The 13,238-nt window shown below is 72.8% G+C and carries 11 protein-coding genes; all 11 read left to right on the top strand.

Annotated elements, in window-relative coordinates; genetic code table 11:
* Nucleotide 1: 1 nt before the first annotated feature.
* The 11 genes from ACIQI7_RS15420 (at nt 2) to ACIQI7_RS15470 (ending at nt 13,218) form a co-directional block, all read left to right on the top strand.
* The gene (locus ACIQI7_RS15420) at nt 2–1,459 is read left to right on the top strand and encodes an ATP-binding protein (RefSeq protein WP_401109522.1); all 1,458 of its coding nucleotides are present in this window, start codon (nt 2–4) and stop codon (nt 1,457–1,459) included.
* A 151-nt stretch (nt 1,460–1,610) separates the two neighbouring features.
* Nucleotides 1,611–3,083, top strand: coding sequence for an SCO6880 family protein (locus ACIQI7_RS15425; protein ID WP_401109525.1), 1,473 nt, complete (start codon nt 1,611–1,613; stop codon nt 3,081–3,083).
* A gap of 35 nt (nt 3,084–3,118) precedes the next feature.
* Nucleotides 3,119–3,568 (top strand): DUF6238 family protein, encoded by a 450-nt coding sequence (locus ACIQI7_RS15430; protein ID WP_401109528.1) that lies wholly within the window; start codon nt 3,119–3,121, stop codon nt 3,566–3,568.
* A gap of 25 nt (nt 3,569–3,593) precedes the next feature.
* The gene (locus ACIQI7_RS15435; protein WP_401109531.1) at nt 3,594–5,099 is read left to right on the top strand and encodes an ATP-binding protein; all 1,506 of its coding nucleotides are present in this window, start codon (nt 3,594–3,596) and stop codon (nt 5,097–5,099) included.
* Between the two features lie 268 nt (nt 5,100–5,367).
* Nucleotides 5,368–6,246: a hypothetical protein gene (locus ACIQI7_RS15440; RefSeq protein ID WP_401109533.1), complete on the top strand. Its 879-nt coding sequence runs from the start codon at nt 5,368–5,370 to the stop codon at nt 6,244–6,246.
* Nucleotides 6,247–6,600: 354 nt separating this feature from the next.
* Nucleotides 6,601–7,347 carry a hypothetical protein gene (locus ACIQI7_RS15445; RefSeq protein ID WP_401109536.1) on the top strand — a complete coding sequence of 249 codons (747 nt, stop codon included), beginning with the start codon at nt 6,601–6,603 and terminating at the stop codon, nt 7,345–7,347.
* Between the two features lie 59 nt (nt 7,348–7,406).
* A complete protein-coding gene (locus tag ACIQI7_RS15450) occupies nt 7,407–8,171 on the top strand; it encodes a hypothetical protein (protein ID WP_401109538.1) in 765 nt (254 codons plus the stop codon).
* A 114-nt stretch (nt 8,172–8,285) separates the two neighbouring features.
* Nucleotides 8,286–8,783, top strand: coding sequence for a hypothetical protein (locus ACIQI7_RS15455; RefSeq protein ID WP_401109541.1), 498 nt, complete (start codon nt 8,286–8,288; stop codon nt 8,781–8,783).
* Nucleotides 8,784–9,054: 271 nt separating this feature from the next.
* On the top strand, nt 9,055–10,272 hold the full coding sequence (locus ACIQI7_RS15460; RefSeq protein WP_401109544.1) for a hypothetical protein: 1,218 nt from the start codon (nt 9,055–9,057) through the stop codon (nt 10,270–10,272).
* A 95-nt stretch (nt 10,273–10,367) separates the two neighbouring features.
* Nucleotides 10,368–12,152: a type IV secretory system conjugative DNA transfer family protein gene (locus tag ACIQI7_RS15465; protein WP_401109547.1), complete on the top strand. Its 1,785-nt coding sequence runs from the start codon at nt 10,368–10,370 to the stop codon at nt 12,150–12,152.
* Nucleotides 12,153–12,342: 190 nt separating this feature from the next.
* On the top strand, nt 12,343–13,218 hold the full coding sequence (locus tag ACIQI7_RS15470; RefSeq protein ID WP_401109746.1) for a hypothetical protein: 876 nt from the start codon (nt 12,343–12,345) through the stop codon (nt 13,216–13,218).
* Nucleotides 13,219–13,238 lie beyond the last annotated feature (20 nt).

Raw genomic sequence — 13,238 nt, forward strand, 5'->3', positions numbered from 1 at the left:
CGTGGACATCTGCAACCTCCCGATGGTCGCCCAGGTCTGCAACGTCGTCGACGGCATCGACTTCGTCAGCGACCCGGGCAAGAGCATCACCGACGGCATCGGCGCGTGGATCGCCAAGAGCATGGGCGAGCTGGCGGCCAGCGCTGTCGACCTGTGCGCGAAGGCGGTCGACGAGACCACCGCCATCGACCTGTCCGCTCCTTGGTTCAGGGACAACTACCAGTTGATCCTGCCGATCGGCCTGATCCTGACCGTCGGCACGTTCTGCGCGCAGCTGATCCTGGCCGCCTGGCGGCGGGATGAACGGGCGCTGGCCAAGGCCGCCTGGGGCACGATGACCGGCGTGCTGTTCTCCTTCGGTGCGATCAGCTTCACGGCGGTCGCGGTCACCGTGGTCGACGCCTTGTCGGCCGGGCTGTTCCAAGCCGCGCACACCAGCGTCGCCGACGCGGTCAGGCGCATGATCAAGATCAGCCAGTTCGGCCCCATGTTCGCCCTCGGCTGGGCGATCCCCGCCCTGGTCGCGGTCGGCAGCGCGATCGGCGCGTTCCTCTACTGGTGCGTGATGGTCGCGCGCAAGGTCGGCGTGCTGATCCTGGTGGTGCTCGCCGCCTTCGCCGGTGCCGGTGGCGGCTGGGAGGTCGCCAAGCGGTGGCGGCGCGGGTGGATCGAGGCCACCGCCACCCTGGTCGTCAGCAAGCTGCTGATGACGGTGGTGTTCCTCGTCGGTGTCTCCGCGCTCGGCAAGACGGACGCCAAGGACGGCATGGCCGCGCTGTCCGACGCCCTGGCTGGTGTCGTGATCATGGTGATGGTGCTGCTGTGCCCGTACGCCGTCTACAAGTTCGTCCACTGGGCGACGGACGGTGGCGGCCACGACGACGTGCACCGCACCGGTATGGCCGGTATGGCGACCGTGGCCGGGGCGGCGAAGACCGCCGGGTCGCTGGCCATGCAGTCCGGCATGGGGATGCCGGCGCCGCAGGGCCCGGCCCAGGTCCCCGGGGTCGGCGGCGGTGCTGCCTCCGGCATCGACCCGACCGGACGGATCAGCAAGGAGGGCATCGATGCCGGTCCCGCGCAGCAGGCGACGAAGTTCCGCTTCGGTGAGGACCCGAGCGCGGGCGGCGACCGCGGACGTGCCCTGGTCACCCGGCCCGGCATCCCGGCCCTGATCAGCCGGGCTTCCTCCGGTGGCGGCGAAGGCAAGCCGCAGGCCGGCGGCGGCGAGGCGGCACCTGCCGCCCCGCGCGTCCAGGGTGCCGGGCTGGCGGGTTCCGTCTCACCGCCCGCCTCCGCAAGCGCCCCGGTTCCCAGCACGGCCTCGGCGCCGAGCGCGCCCTCGACGCCGGCCGGTCCCGCGCCCTCGGCACCAGCGGCCGACGGCCCCAGCGCGGCCGGGGGTCCGGAACCGGGCCGGTTCATCTACCCGAACCGGAGCGCCGAGCCCCCCTCCTGACCGGAGCCCGCCGTTCCCCGGGGTGGGCGACAGCTCGCCGCCCACCCCGGGGCCACCACCCCACCTCGAACCCGAAAGGAGTCCCCGTGATGACGTCCAGAAGAGCGCCGAGCCCCCGCCCGCCGCCCGCCCGCTCACCCCTGGAACCCCGATGTCCTCCACCCCGAAGCCCGACACCGCCCCTGCCTCCGTCAAGTTCCCCCACCGCAGCCGCCGCGGCATCCTGCTCGGCCTCAGCGCCGCCCAGCTGGTCACCACCGCCACGACCGGCCTGCTGCTGCTCGCCGCCCTCACCACCCGCGGCGTCACCGGCGCCCTCCAGCTCATACCCCTGTGGGCGGGCACCGCCGGCTTCGTCTTCATCCGCTACCGGGGCCGCACGCTGGCCGACTGGGCCCCGATCGCGGTCCGCTACGCGCTGCGCCGCTTCCGGGGCCAGCTGGTCTGGCTCGTCCGTCCCTCCTCCCGGCCGGTGCGCGAGGGTCTGCTCCACCTGCCCGGCAGCGCGGCCAGCCTGCGCGTGGTCACCGCCCCGGACCGCCGCTACGGCGCCGTCCACGATCCCCACGCCGGCACTCTCACCGCGATCGTCAAGGTCTCCTCGCGCGCCTACGCGCTGCTCGATCCCGGCACGCAGAACGCCAACGTGGGCGGCTGGGGCCGCTCCCTGGCGGCGCTCGCCCGCACCGGCCAGGTCGCCAGGATCCAGGTGATCGAGCGGACCGTCCCCGACTCCGGTGACGCGCTGCGCCGGTACTGGGAGGAGCACGGCCGCCCCGATGCGCCGCTGGCCGGCGCCCTCTACGGCGAGCTGATCCGGGGCGCTGGCCCGGCCGCAGCCCCGCACGAGGCGTACGTCGCCATCGCGCTGGACTTCAAGGGTGCGCGGCGGCTGATCAACCAGGCCGGCGGCGGCCTGATCGGGGCGTTCGCGGTCCTCGCCCAGCTGACCAGCTCGTTCGAGCAGTCCGCCCGCACCGCCGGGCTCAACCCGACGGGCTGGCTGTCGGCCACCGAGATCGCCGCCGTCGCGCGGACCGCCTACGACCCCAAGTCCCGTGCGGCGCTGGACCGCTGGTCCGAGGACGGGCGCCCGGCCGCCGATCCCGCCGCTGCCGGTCCGGTGGTCGTGGTGGAGAAGGCCGACCACATCTCGACCGACTCCGCCCACCACGCCACCTACTGGGTGGAGAACTGGCCCCGCACCGAGGTGAACCCGGGCTTCCTGCACCAGGTGCTGTTCGCCTCCGGGGTGCGCCGCACCGTCTCCCTGTCCTACGAGCCGCAGGACCTCGACTCGGCGATGCGCGACGTGCGCCGCAAGAAGGCCTCCGTCATCGCCGACTCCGCCGAGCGCGCCCGCAAGGGCCAGGTCTCCTCCGAAGCGGACTCGGTGGAGTACCAGGACATCCAGAACCGCGAACGCCAGCTGATCGCCGGGCACGCGGACGTCGCCCTCACCGGGCTGCTGACTGTCTCCGCCGACACCGAGGACGAACTGCGCTCGGCCTGCGCCGTGGTGGAGACCGCCGCCGTGGGCGCCCAGCTCGACCTGCGCCCGCTCACCTGGCAGCAGGCCGAGGCGTTCACCGCCTCCGCGCTGCCGTTCGCCCTCGCCGCCTGATGCCGGCCCGCCCGCCTTCCGAAAGAGCACCCCTGATGCCGGCCACCACCCCCGTCGCGCAGGACTTCGTCCCGTACGCGACCGCCGCGATCGACTTCCACCGCGCGCTCAACATCCCCGCCGGTCCGCTGGTCGCCTCCCGCGCCGAACTCGACTCGCTCCACGAGCACTTGGTCTCCCTCCACGGTCTGCTCGACGCACACACCCAGCGCACCTCGCCGCTGCTGCCCGGGGAGGGCGACCACCTCAAGGCCGCCCGCACGCGCCTGTGGCAGGCCGCCGACCACCTCCACGCCGCCTACCACGCATCCCCCCGGCCCGGCAGCGGCGAAATTCCCGGCCCGGACGACTGCCGGGCCCGCCGGCCGGAGGGCGCGCCGGAGCTGACCATCTGCCGCCGCCACCAGCAGACCGCCCACCTGGTGCGCCGCCGCGCCACCCCCACCGACCTGCACTCCCCGTTCACCGGCCTCGTCCGCCACTGAACCCGACCACCCCGGAACCGTGATCATGTCCAGGAACCGCGCCACCGCCTCCCCGCTCTTCGTCCCGCGCAAGGCCACCCGCGCCCAGCAGCGCGCCGCCCGCGCCGAGTTCGCCGAGGCCCGCACCAAGGCCCGCACGGCCCAGGCCCCCGTCCGGCGCCGTGAGCACGAAGGCGTCGACCCCAACCTCGTGCCCACCTATCCCGCCTCCGGGCGACCGGGCCCCGCCTCCGCCCGCGGCGGCAAGCTCCGCCTGCCCAAGCACCGCATGACCACCGCCGTCGCCGGCGGCGCCTATCCCTTCCTCGCGGAGGCCGGCCTCGGCGCCGAGGGCATCTTCATCGGCCGTGATCTCCACGCCGAGGGGAGCTTCTGCTTCGACCCGTTCACCCTCTACAACTCCGGCCGGATCGAGGGATTCACGAACCCCAACGCAGTCCTGTGCGGCGTGATCGGCATGGGCAAGTCGGCACTGGCCAAGTCCATCGCCACCCGCTCCATCGCCCACGGCTACAAGATCTACGTCCCCTCGGACCCGAAGGGCGAGTGGACCGGGCTCGCCCAGGCCCTCGGCGGGCAGACCATCGCCCTCGGCCCCGGCCTCCCCGGGCGGTTGAACCCGCTCGACGCCCCGCAGCGGCCCGCGGAGGTGAGCGAGGAGGACTGGCGCACCGAGGTCCGCAAGCGCCGTCTGCTCCTGCTCGCCAGCCTCGCCGCCACCGTGCTCAAGCGCGACCTGCTGCCGATGGAGCACACCGGCCTCGACGTCGCCCTGGACCTGGTCGTCGCCGACGCCGACGCAGCCGGCACGGTCCCGCTGCTCGGCGACATCGCCCACGTCCTCAGCCGACCCGAGCGCCTCGACACCGCCCTCGGCGACCAGGCCGGCGGCCTCGGCCACGCCACCGACGACCTCGCCCACGCCCTGCGCCGCCTGGTCCACGGCGACCTCAGCGGCATGTTCGACGCCCCCTCCACCGTCACCTTCGACCCGACCGCCCCCATGCTCTCCATCGACCTGTCCCGCCTGGGCAGCAGCGGCGACGACACCGCCCTCGTCCTCGCGATGACCTGCGCCTCGGCGTGGATGGAGGCCGCCCTCGCCGACCCCTCCGGCGGTCGCCGCTGGGTGATCTACGACGAGGCGTGGCGGATCATGCGGCACGTCGGCCTGCTGGAACGCATGCAGCAGCAGTGGAAGCTCTCCCGCGGCTTGGGCATCGCCAACCTGCTGATCCTGCACCGGCTTTCCGACCTGCTCTCGGCCGGTGACGCCGGATCGCGCGGCCGGGTGCTGGCCGAGGGCCTGCTCGCCGACTGCAGCACCCGGATCATCTACCGGCAGGAGCCCGACCAGGTCCAGGTGTCCATGTCCCTGCTCGGCCTCACCGGCGTCGAGGCACAGGCCATCGCCGCGCTCACCCGCGGCCGGGCCCTGTGGAAGGTCGCTGGCCTCAGCTTCATCGTCCAGCACCTCCTCCACTCCGACGAGAGGCGGCTATACGACACCGACTTCCGCATGGCCGCATGAGCAGCCCACCGCTTCGAAAACCGCGAACCCACGTGCCTTACAACGACGCCGAGTCCTACCTCGACCACTTCCTCCTCACGACAGCCGACTTCACCGCGTTCGAGCAGCTGGTCGCCGCTCAGCGCGACCGCCGCCCCTACACCGATTCCACCTGGCGTCTCGTGCTCAGCTCCAGCGCCCGCGGCGGCGACGGGCGGTGGGAATCCGCCTACGCCCTGTTCCGGCCCGCCGGCGCCTTCGCCAGCACGGCACACGGCGAGGAGACAAAGTGCGGGTGTACTTCGACGAGCAGGGCCGGGCCCTGCCCGACCGACCCCATCGGCCTGGCCCTCTCCCGCCGTTCGGCGCAGAGCTGGCCGAGCACCTGCCCGGCTGGACCGTGCAGGCCGGCCCGCTCAACCCCGGCCGGGACCTCGCCGAACTCCGCAGCCAGACCTGGGGCTGGGGACGGCTGCCGTGGGACACCGTCTCCGCCCCGCACATCGCCCTCGCCCTCACCGGGCCGGACGGCGAACGGCTCCTGACCGTCAAGACCGGCATCGACGCCCCGATCGTCCTCGGCGCCGCCAAGCCCGACGACCTGCCCGACTATGACCCCAGGGCAGTGCAGGTCCCCGCGCTCGTCGCCCTGCCCTCCGATGTCCCGCCGGCCACGGTGGCGGCCGAGGAAACCTCCCTGGGGCCGCACTGCCTGCAAGCCGTCTGGGAGGCCCGCACCAGCGCCGCCACCCACGCTGTCGAAGCTCTCCGCCGCCTGGGCAGCGCCTACGCTCCGGCTCCCGGCTCCCCATGGGGCCGCGGCGAGATCGGTTCCTTCGACTCCCCGGAGGACCGCAACCGCGCCGCCTGGCCGCACTTCGAGACGCTCATCGACCAGGGCCCCTACCTCGTGGCCGGGATCCGGGTGGCGGCGACGATCGAGGACCGCCTCGACCCCGCCGTCGGCCCCGACCTGCGGCGCCTCTACGTCACCGAGACCGCACTCGACCGGCTCCGGGAGCTCCGGGACGGCTGGCGCGACGCCGCAGCCTGCATCATCGGCCCCCCCCCGAAGCTGACCAGGTACGGCAGCGCGCGGAGAACCTGCGCAACGAAGAGGCATGGGCCGCCGGCGCCCAACTCGCGGACGGCCCGCTCCCTGCGCTGACTGCGCACCTCACGCCGAGGATCGGCTTCCCCGTGCCGGACCGCGACGAGCAGGTCAAGGCCGCCCTCGCCCGCTCCGGCAACCTGCCCGGCCACAGCACGTCGCTGCCTGTGCCGGCCTCTGCGCCGCTCCGCCCGCGTGCAAAACGCCCAACCCGGTGACCAGCCGCGATACCACCCGATCCCGGCCGGACCAAACCACCCGATCCCCGCACCATCTGCACCCGGGCTCCCTCACCCGAGGGCCACCCGCCCCCGCGCCCGCTGTCCCGGAAGGAACCCGCCGTGCCTCGCCCGAACAGACCGCACTCCGCCCACCGGTCCTCCCGTCCGACCAGCGAAGCGGAGCCCCACCGTGCCTGCCATCGAACCCACCCAGCTTCCCGACGTCGCCATCGGGCACCACCCGAACCACGGCATCGTCGCCTCCCTGCCCACCCAGAACGCCGCCGCCCAGTGGATGCTGGAACGCCTCGACTTCCAGCAACTGCCCGGCAACCCGCGCCTGTACGCACTCACCGACCAGCACCACGAAGCCCCCGAGCGCGCCGCCTGGGCCTCCAAACTCCTCACCGGCGCCGGCTACCACGTCGACACCGACATGTCACTCTCCCCCAAGGAGAACACCAGCACGCGGGAACAGGCCCGCTCCCGGCTGCCCGCGACCGAACCGGCGCCGGACAACGGCCCGGACGTCGCTTTCGCCGAGCACCCGCAGCTCGGCGTCGTCGCCGCCACTGCCGACACGGCCAACGCGGCCGTACGTGGTGGTCAGATCCTCGAAGCCCACGGCTGGCGGTTCAACCACATGCTCGACGTCTACACCCGGCCGGTCACCGCCGACCGGAGCGAAGCGCTGGAGCGCATGGCCGCCGCCACTGCCGCCATGCACCGCACAGGCGACCTGCGTGTCGCGGTCCAGCCGCATCTCGCCGAAGACCTGGTCGCCCGCCGCGCACCGGATCAGCACGCCTTCACCACGCACAAGTTCCGCGTCGACGAGGCCGCGCTCAAGGCGCCCGCCACCGTGTCGACCACTGTCGCCGCGAGCCAGCCGCCGACCGCGGTCGACCCGCGCGTCGCCTTCGCCCGCGCCCGCTGACGAAACCCCGACCCACCGTACGGCCACCACCCCGGGGGCGGCCACCGCAGGAGCACAGCATGCACTCCATCCACATGCAGCCCGTCCAGTTCTCCGAGGACGACCACGGCATCACCGCCCGCACCCGTCTGCCGCTACCGGCCGACAGGTTCGCGGCCATCACTGTTCCCCTGGCGAAGCGAGGTGTCGGCTTCACCATCGACTTCGAAACCGGCGAGCACATCGAGGCGCGGCTCCCGGACGGCAGCTTCCTGCTCGCCGGCCCCACGTTCGACCAGACCGACGAAGAACTCGACACGGCGGGACCGCAGAACGGCTGGTTCGTGGGCTGGCTCGACCCCCACGCCGGCAAGGTCGAGGCCGAGCCCTTGTACGACAGCCAATCCGGGGGACCCCACCACCGGCACGGAACCGACGTCGCGCCGATGCGCGCCGCCCTCGCCGCGCACCTCGACCGCCGTGGTGTTCCGACCGAGCAGGACGTACAGGACCGGCAGAACCGAGCCGAGTCCCTGCTCCACCGAGCCGGGTTCGTCGCGGCCACCACCGGTCACCAGCAGACCCACCACCGGCTTCCCTCCGCCATGACCGACCCGGCAGAGCAACGGGCGGCAGTGACCCGGGCGATCGACTACCTGCGGGCCGAGGGCTTCGCGTACGCCTGTCCGGTCGACCTGGTCAACCAACCTGGCGCCACCGACGCCCGGGTCAGCGCCGCCCTCGCCACCTCTCCGACCGCCGTGCCGATCCGCACAGGGCAGCAGGCACAGACACCGCCCGCGCCCGCGCCGCCGAGCGCCGGGCGCCCGAACCTGCGCCACTGACTTCCGCTGATGCACGCCGGCCCGCCACCGGCGCCCCGGTCCGCCGTCAGCGGCCACCCGGCCCGTACGCAGGCCCGATGACCGCCCCGCTCCCCTCCCCAAGGAACCGATGCAATGGCTGTGAAGAAGCTCTGGACGATCACCCACGCGTGTGGCCACACGAGCGAGAGGAACCTCGCCAACCGACCTGCCGACCGGCGAGCCGGTTTCGCGGACTGGCTCGCGAAGCAGGACTGCACCGACTGCTGGCGTGCCACCCGGGACGACGACGAGGCCGGCAAGGCGGAGTGGCTGGAGGCCAAGCGGGCCGCCGAACAGGCCGAGTCGGAGGCCTGGTCCGAGCAGTACCGGATGCCACCGTTGGAGGGCACCAAGAAGGGCGTCGCTTGGGGTATGCGCTGCCGCCACCAGGTCCTCGCCGCCGCCTACACCGCCCTCGTCCTCGACGCCGGCCTGCCGGAGCCACAGTGGGAGCAGATCGAGGACCAGGCCCGCACGATCACCCGCGCGGGCTGGTGGATCGACCAGCGTGCCTCCGAGCCCGGCGACCTGCCCGAGCTGGTCGACGCGGCCCTGGACACCGACCGGCCGACCGAAAACCCCTTCGTGTGACCCGCCGGCGCCCTGCCCGAGCGCAGGGCGCCGCACCAACTCGCTTTTCTTAAAAGCCAATTCGAAGGAACAACCCACACCCCGACTATCCCTTGCACCAGCCCGCGCGCCGGGAGCACCACCGATCCGCTCGCCGCGCCGCGCTGACGCTGGCGAAGCAACCCGGCCGACGCCTACCACCGAATCCCAGCCCGGCCGAACCGCCGAAACCGCGGATCCTATCCCTGCCAGCCCGCCCGCCGGCCCCACCGTCCGTCCGAGAGGGGACGCCGTGATCGCCCACCTGCAGCGCGCCGCCACCACGGCCGCGCTGATCCCCACCCTCTACGGCCTGGACGACCCACGCGGACGACTGCGGCCCCGACTGATCGGTGCCGACTACCGCGGCGCCGACAAGCAGTTGCCGTTGTTCGGTGACCCGCAAGAGGTCCTCGGCGGCGGCGTGATCGACACCCCGGCCTTGCGGATCGGAGCCCGGGCACCCGAGCGCCCGGTGTGGATGTGCTCGGTGCGCTCCGACCCCCGCCACCCGGACCTGAGCGACGCCCAGTGGGCCGACGTCGCCCGGCGCCTGGTCAGCGCGACCGGGCTCGCCCCCGCCGGCGACCCGGCCGGGTGCCGGTGGGCCGCGATCCGCAACGGCGACCGGTCGGTGCACGTCGTCGCCACCGTCGTCCGCGAGGACGGATACATCCACAGCACCTACCGCGACCCCTTCCACGTGCAGGCCGAATGCACCCGCATCGCTGCCGAACTCGGCCACCTCACCCGTACCGTCACCACCGCCAAGGACCACCGGATGGCCGTCATCACCATCAGCGCCGAGCCCAGCGGGAGCGTCGTCGCCACCGGCACCAGCGACGACCTGTCGGCCACCCTGCTGCGGCACGCCGGGTTCAAGCAGATCGACGACTGGCACGGCCGCCGTCACCGGCTGCCCACCACCACCCACCGGCCCGACGCGGCTGCCATCGCCACCCACGCCGCCGAAATGCTGCGCGCCGCCCGCTACGAGGTCGACCTCGATCCCCGGCTCGATGTCGAGCCTCTCAACGCCACGGGCCGACACGTCCTCGATCTCACCGATGCACTGCGCGGCAGCACCGACTTCACCGAACTCGGCGTCGTGCTCGACCAGTTGATCGATCCGGACGACGGGATGCTTGTGCGCCTCCAGGAAGCCCTGGAGACCGCCTCCGAACAGATCACCGATCTCGACCCCGACCAGTTCGAACTCTCCGACCGGCTCGGCGTCGCGTCCGACCACCTCGTCACCGCCCAGGCCGAACTGGCCGGGGCCATCGAGGAGGTGCAGCGCGCTGTGTCCCACGCACCGGGCACCGCCGACGACCTGCGCACCCGTGCGGCCCTCGCCCGCAGCACCAGCGTTCCCGCCGCCGGCGCCCCGAGTGTGCCCGTCGCAGCCGCCGCCACCCGGCTGCCGCCCGTACCGGCCGCATCGGTCGGCGCGGCGGGCCGAGCCCGCTGAAACGTTCCTTCCCGCTCCGAGGAGAACCCCGTGATCCGCACCAGAGCCGAGCGCGCCCCGCCCACCACCCACTCGCACCTCCCAGGATTCCTCCCTTGCCTGCCCCGCGCACGAGCGCGCCGTCGATCACCACCGGCACGGACGCGCTGCTCTACCTGCTGTTCGGCGTCCTCGGCGCCGCGCTCGCCTTCGGCTCACTCGCCTGGCTGACTGGCAACCTCGCCAACGCCTTTGCCGGATTCGGGCCGTGGGCGCCGTTCAGCGCCACCGACGCCGTGCTCCATCCCGACCGCCTGTGGCCCCACCTCGGGCCCGCCGCCGTCCTGGTCGGCGCCCGCGTCGTCCCCGGCGCGCTCACCCTCGCCGCCGTCACCACCGCGCTCGTCCTGTGGCTGCGCCACCGCGGCGGGACGAAGAGCGGTCTGGCCCGCAAGGCGGACATCGCGCCGCTGCTGGACAAGGAGGTCACGGACAAGGCCCGCAGTCTGCGCCCGAGCTTGAAGGACCAGAAGGAACTTGCCCCCGCCGACCGCGGTATCCCCATCGGCACGCTGTCCCCGGGCAAGGCGCCGGTCCGCGCCTCGTGGGAGGACGTGATGGTCGCGATCATGGCGCCCCGCTCCGGGAAGACGAGCGGCATCGCCATCCCCGCGATCCTCGCCGCCCCCGGCCCGGTCTTGCTCACCTCGAACAAGGCTGCCAACGACGCCTACACGGCGTGCGTCGACGCCCGCGCGAAGGTCGGCAAGGTCTGGACACTCGATCCTCAGCAGATCGCGCACCACCCGCGCGAGATGTGGTGGGACATCCTCGCCGACGCCCGCGACCTCGCCGGCGCCAAGCGCCTGGCCGGGCACTTCGTCACCGCCAGCGTCGACGAGTCCAGCGGCTCGGACTTCTGGTCCACCGCCGCCGCCAACACGCTCGGCGCGCTGTTCCTGGCCGCCGCGAGCCACCGCCGCCCGATCACCGACGTGCTGGCCTGGCTCGCCTCCCCGGCCGACCGCACCCCCGTCGACCTGCTCGGCGACGCCGGCCACCATGCCGTCGCCGCCCAGCTCCAGGGCACCGTCACCGGCGCGACCGAGACCCGTGACGGCATCTACGAGACAGCGCGACAGTACGCGAGCTGCCTGCTGGACCCGGAGATCGCCACCTGGGTCACCCCCACCGAGGGCGTACCGGAGTTCAAGCCGTTCGACTTCGCCTCCAGCCTGGACACCCTGTTCCTGCTCAGCAAGGACGGCGGCGGCAGCGCGTCGGCGATCATCGCCGCGGCGGCCGACGCGGTAATGCGCGCCGCCGTGATCGTCGCCGAACGCAAAGGCGGCCGGCTCGACCCGCCCGCCCTGTGCGTCCTGGACGAGGCGGCGAACGTGTGCAAGATCAGCGACTTGCCGGACCTGTACTCCCACCTGGGCAGTCGGGGCGTCATCCCGATCACCATCCTCCAGTCCTACCGTCAGGGTCAGCGCTGCTGGGGCGAGGCCGGCATGGACGCCCTCTGGTCCGCGGCCACCGTCAAAGTCATCGGCAGCGGCATCGACGACGCCGACTTCGCGGACAAGCTGTCCCGGCAGATCGGCGAGCACGACGTGCAGACCGTCTCCGTCTCCAACTCCGACAGCGGCAAGTCGACTTCGGTGTCGATGCGCACCGAGCGGGTCCTGCCGCCGGACGAGATCCGCGCGCTCCCCAAGGGCAAGATCCTGCTCTTCGCCACCGGCATGCGGGTCGCGATGCTCGACCTCAAGCCCTGGTACAAGGAGCACTTCGCCAAGGAGATCGGCCCGGCCTCCGCCCGCGCCACCAAGGCCATCACCGCACGTGCCATCGCAAAGAACACCACCGGCCGCGACGACTTCACCCTCTCGGCCTAACCGCCCCGCCCGGCGGCGCCGACCAGCCGTCCGCCCTTCTCCTGCAGGCACTGCCCCGGCCGCTTCCCCTCCTCCGCTCCAACCGGGTGCGCCCAGTCCACCCGCCCACGCCAAGGACACCTCCGTGACCACAACGACCGCTCCCACTCTGCGGGTTCTCTCACTCGGCGCAGGGGTTCAGAGCAGCGCACTGCTGCTTCTGGCCGCTGAGGGCCACCTGCCGCGCCTCGATGCAGCGATCTTCGCTGACACCGGATGGGAGCCCGCCTCCGTCTACGCGCACCTCGACCGCATCGAGCGGGAGATCGCCGAGCCCGCCGGCATCCCGATCCTGCGGGTCTCCTCCGGCAACATCCGCGACGACGCGCTCGACCCGACGAAGCGCTTCGCGTCGATGCCGCTGCACATCCTCAATCCCCAAGGCACCGAAGGACTTTCGCGACGCCAGTGCACGGGTCAGTACAAGATCCGGCCCATCAAGGAGAAGGTCCGTGCCCTGCTCGGGTACCCGCACCCGCAGCGGGTGCCGGCCGGGGTGTTCGTCGAGCAGTGGATCGGCATCTCCACCGACGAGTTCCATCGGGCCAAGGATGCTGACGTCGCCTACATGAAGAACCGCTTCCCCCTGATCGAGGAGGGGTTCTCTCGCGCGGACTGCCTGCGGCTGCTGCGCTCGCGCGGCTTCGAATCCACGCCGAAGAGCAGCTGCTTGGGGTGTCCGTTCCACGGAAACTCGCAGTGGCGGGCCCTGCGCGACAACTCGCCCGCGGAGTGGGAGGACGTCGTCGCGTTCGACCGCGCCATCCGCAGCGGCAACGCGCGGGCGACCGCGGAGGGCACCCCGCTGCTGGGGCAGGCGTACCTGCACCGCAGCCGGCGCCCGCTGGACGAGGCGCCGATCGAGCGGGTCACCGCACACGAGTGGGCGGGACGGCAGATGGACGTCTTCGACGCCCTCGCCGACGCCGAGCTGGAGGCCGGCGACGCGGACGGCTGCTCGCCCTGGGCCTGCCGCGCCGGCCAGCCAGTCAGCGTCGGCCGTGACTCCTTCGGGCTGGCGGCGTGACTCTCCGGAACACCACCTTC

The sequence above is a fragment of the Kitasatospora sp. NPDC092039 genome, assembly GCF_044756065.1.
GTDB lineage: Bacteria > Actinomycetota > Actinomycetes > Streptomycetales > Streptomycetaceae > Kitasatospora.

What these genes read in the sequence shown, in the direction of transcription:
- ACIQI7_RS15425 (WP_401109525.1), top strand. Translation starts at nt 1,611, where the DNA reads ATGTCCTCCACCCCGAAGCCCGACACCGCCCCTGCCTCCGTCAAGTTC.
- ACIQI7_RS15430 (WP_401109528.1), top strand. Translation starts at nt 3,119, where the DNA reads ATGCCGGCCACCACCCCCGTCGCGCAGGACTTCGTCCCGTACGCGACC.
- ACIQI7_RS15435 (WP_401109531.1), top strand. Translation starts at nt 3,594, where the DNA reads ATGTCCAGGAACCGCGCCACCGCCTCCCCGCTCTTCGTCCCGCGCAAG.
- ACIQI7_RS15450 (WP_401109538.1), top strand. Translation starts at nt 7,407, where the DNA reads ATGCACTCCATCCACATGCAGCCCGTCCAGTTCTCCGAGGACGACCAC.
- ACIQI7_RS15455 (WP_401109541.1), top strand. Translation starts at nt 8,286, where the DNA reads ATGGCTGTGAAGAAGCTCTGGACGATCACCCACGCGTGTGGCCACACG.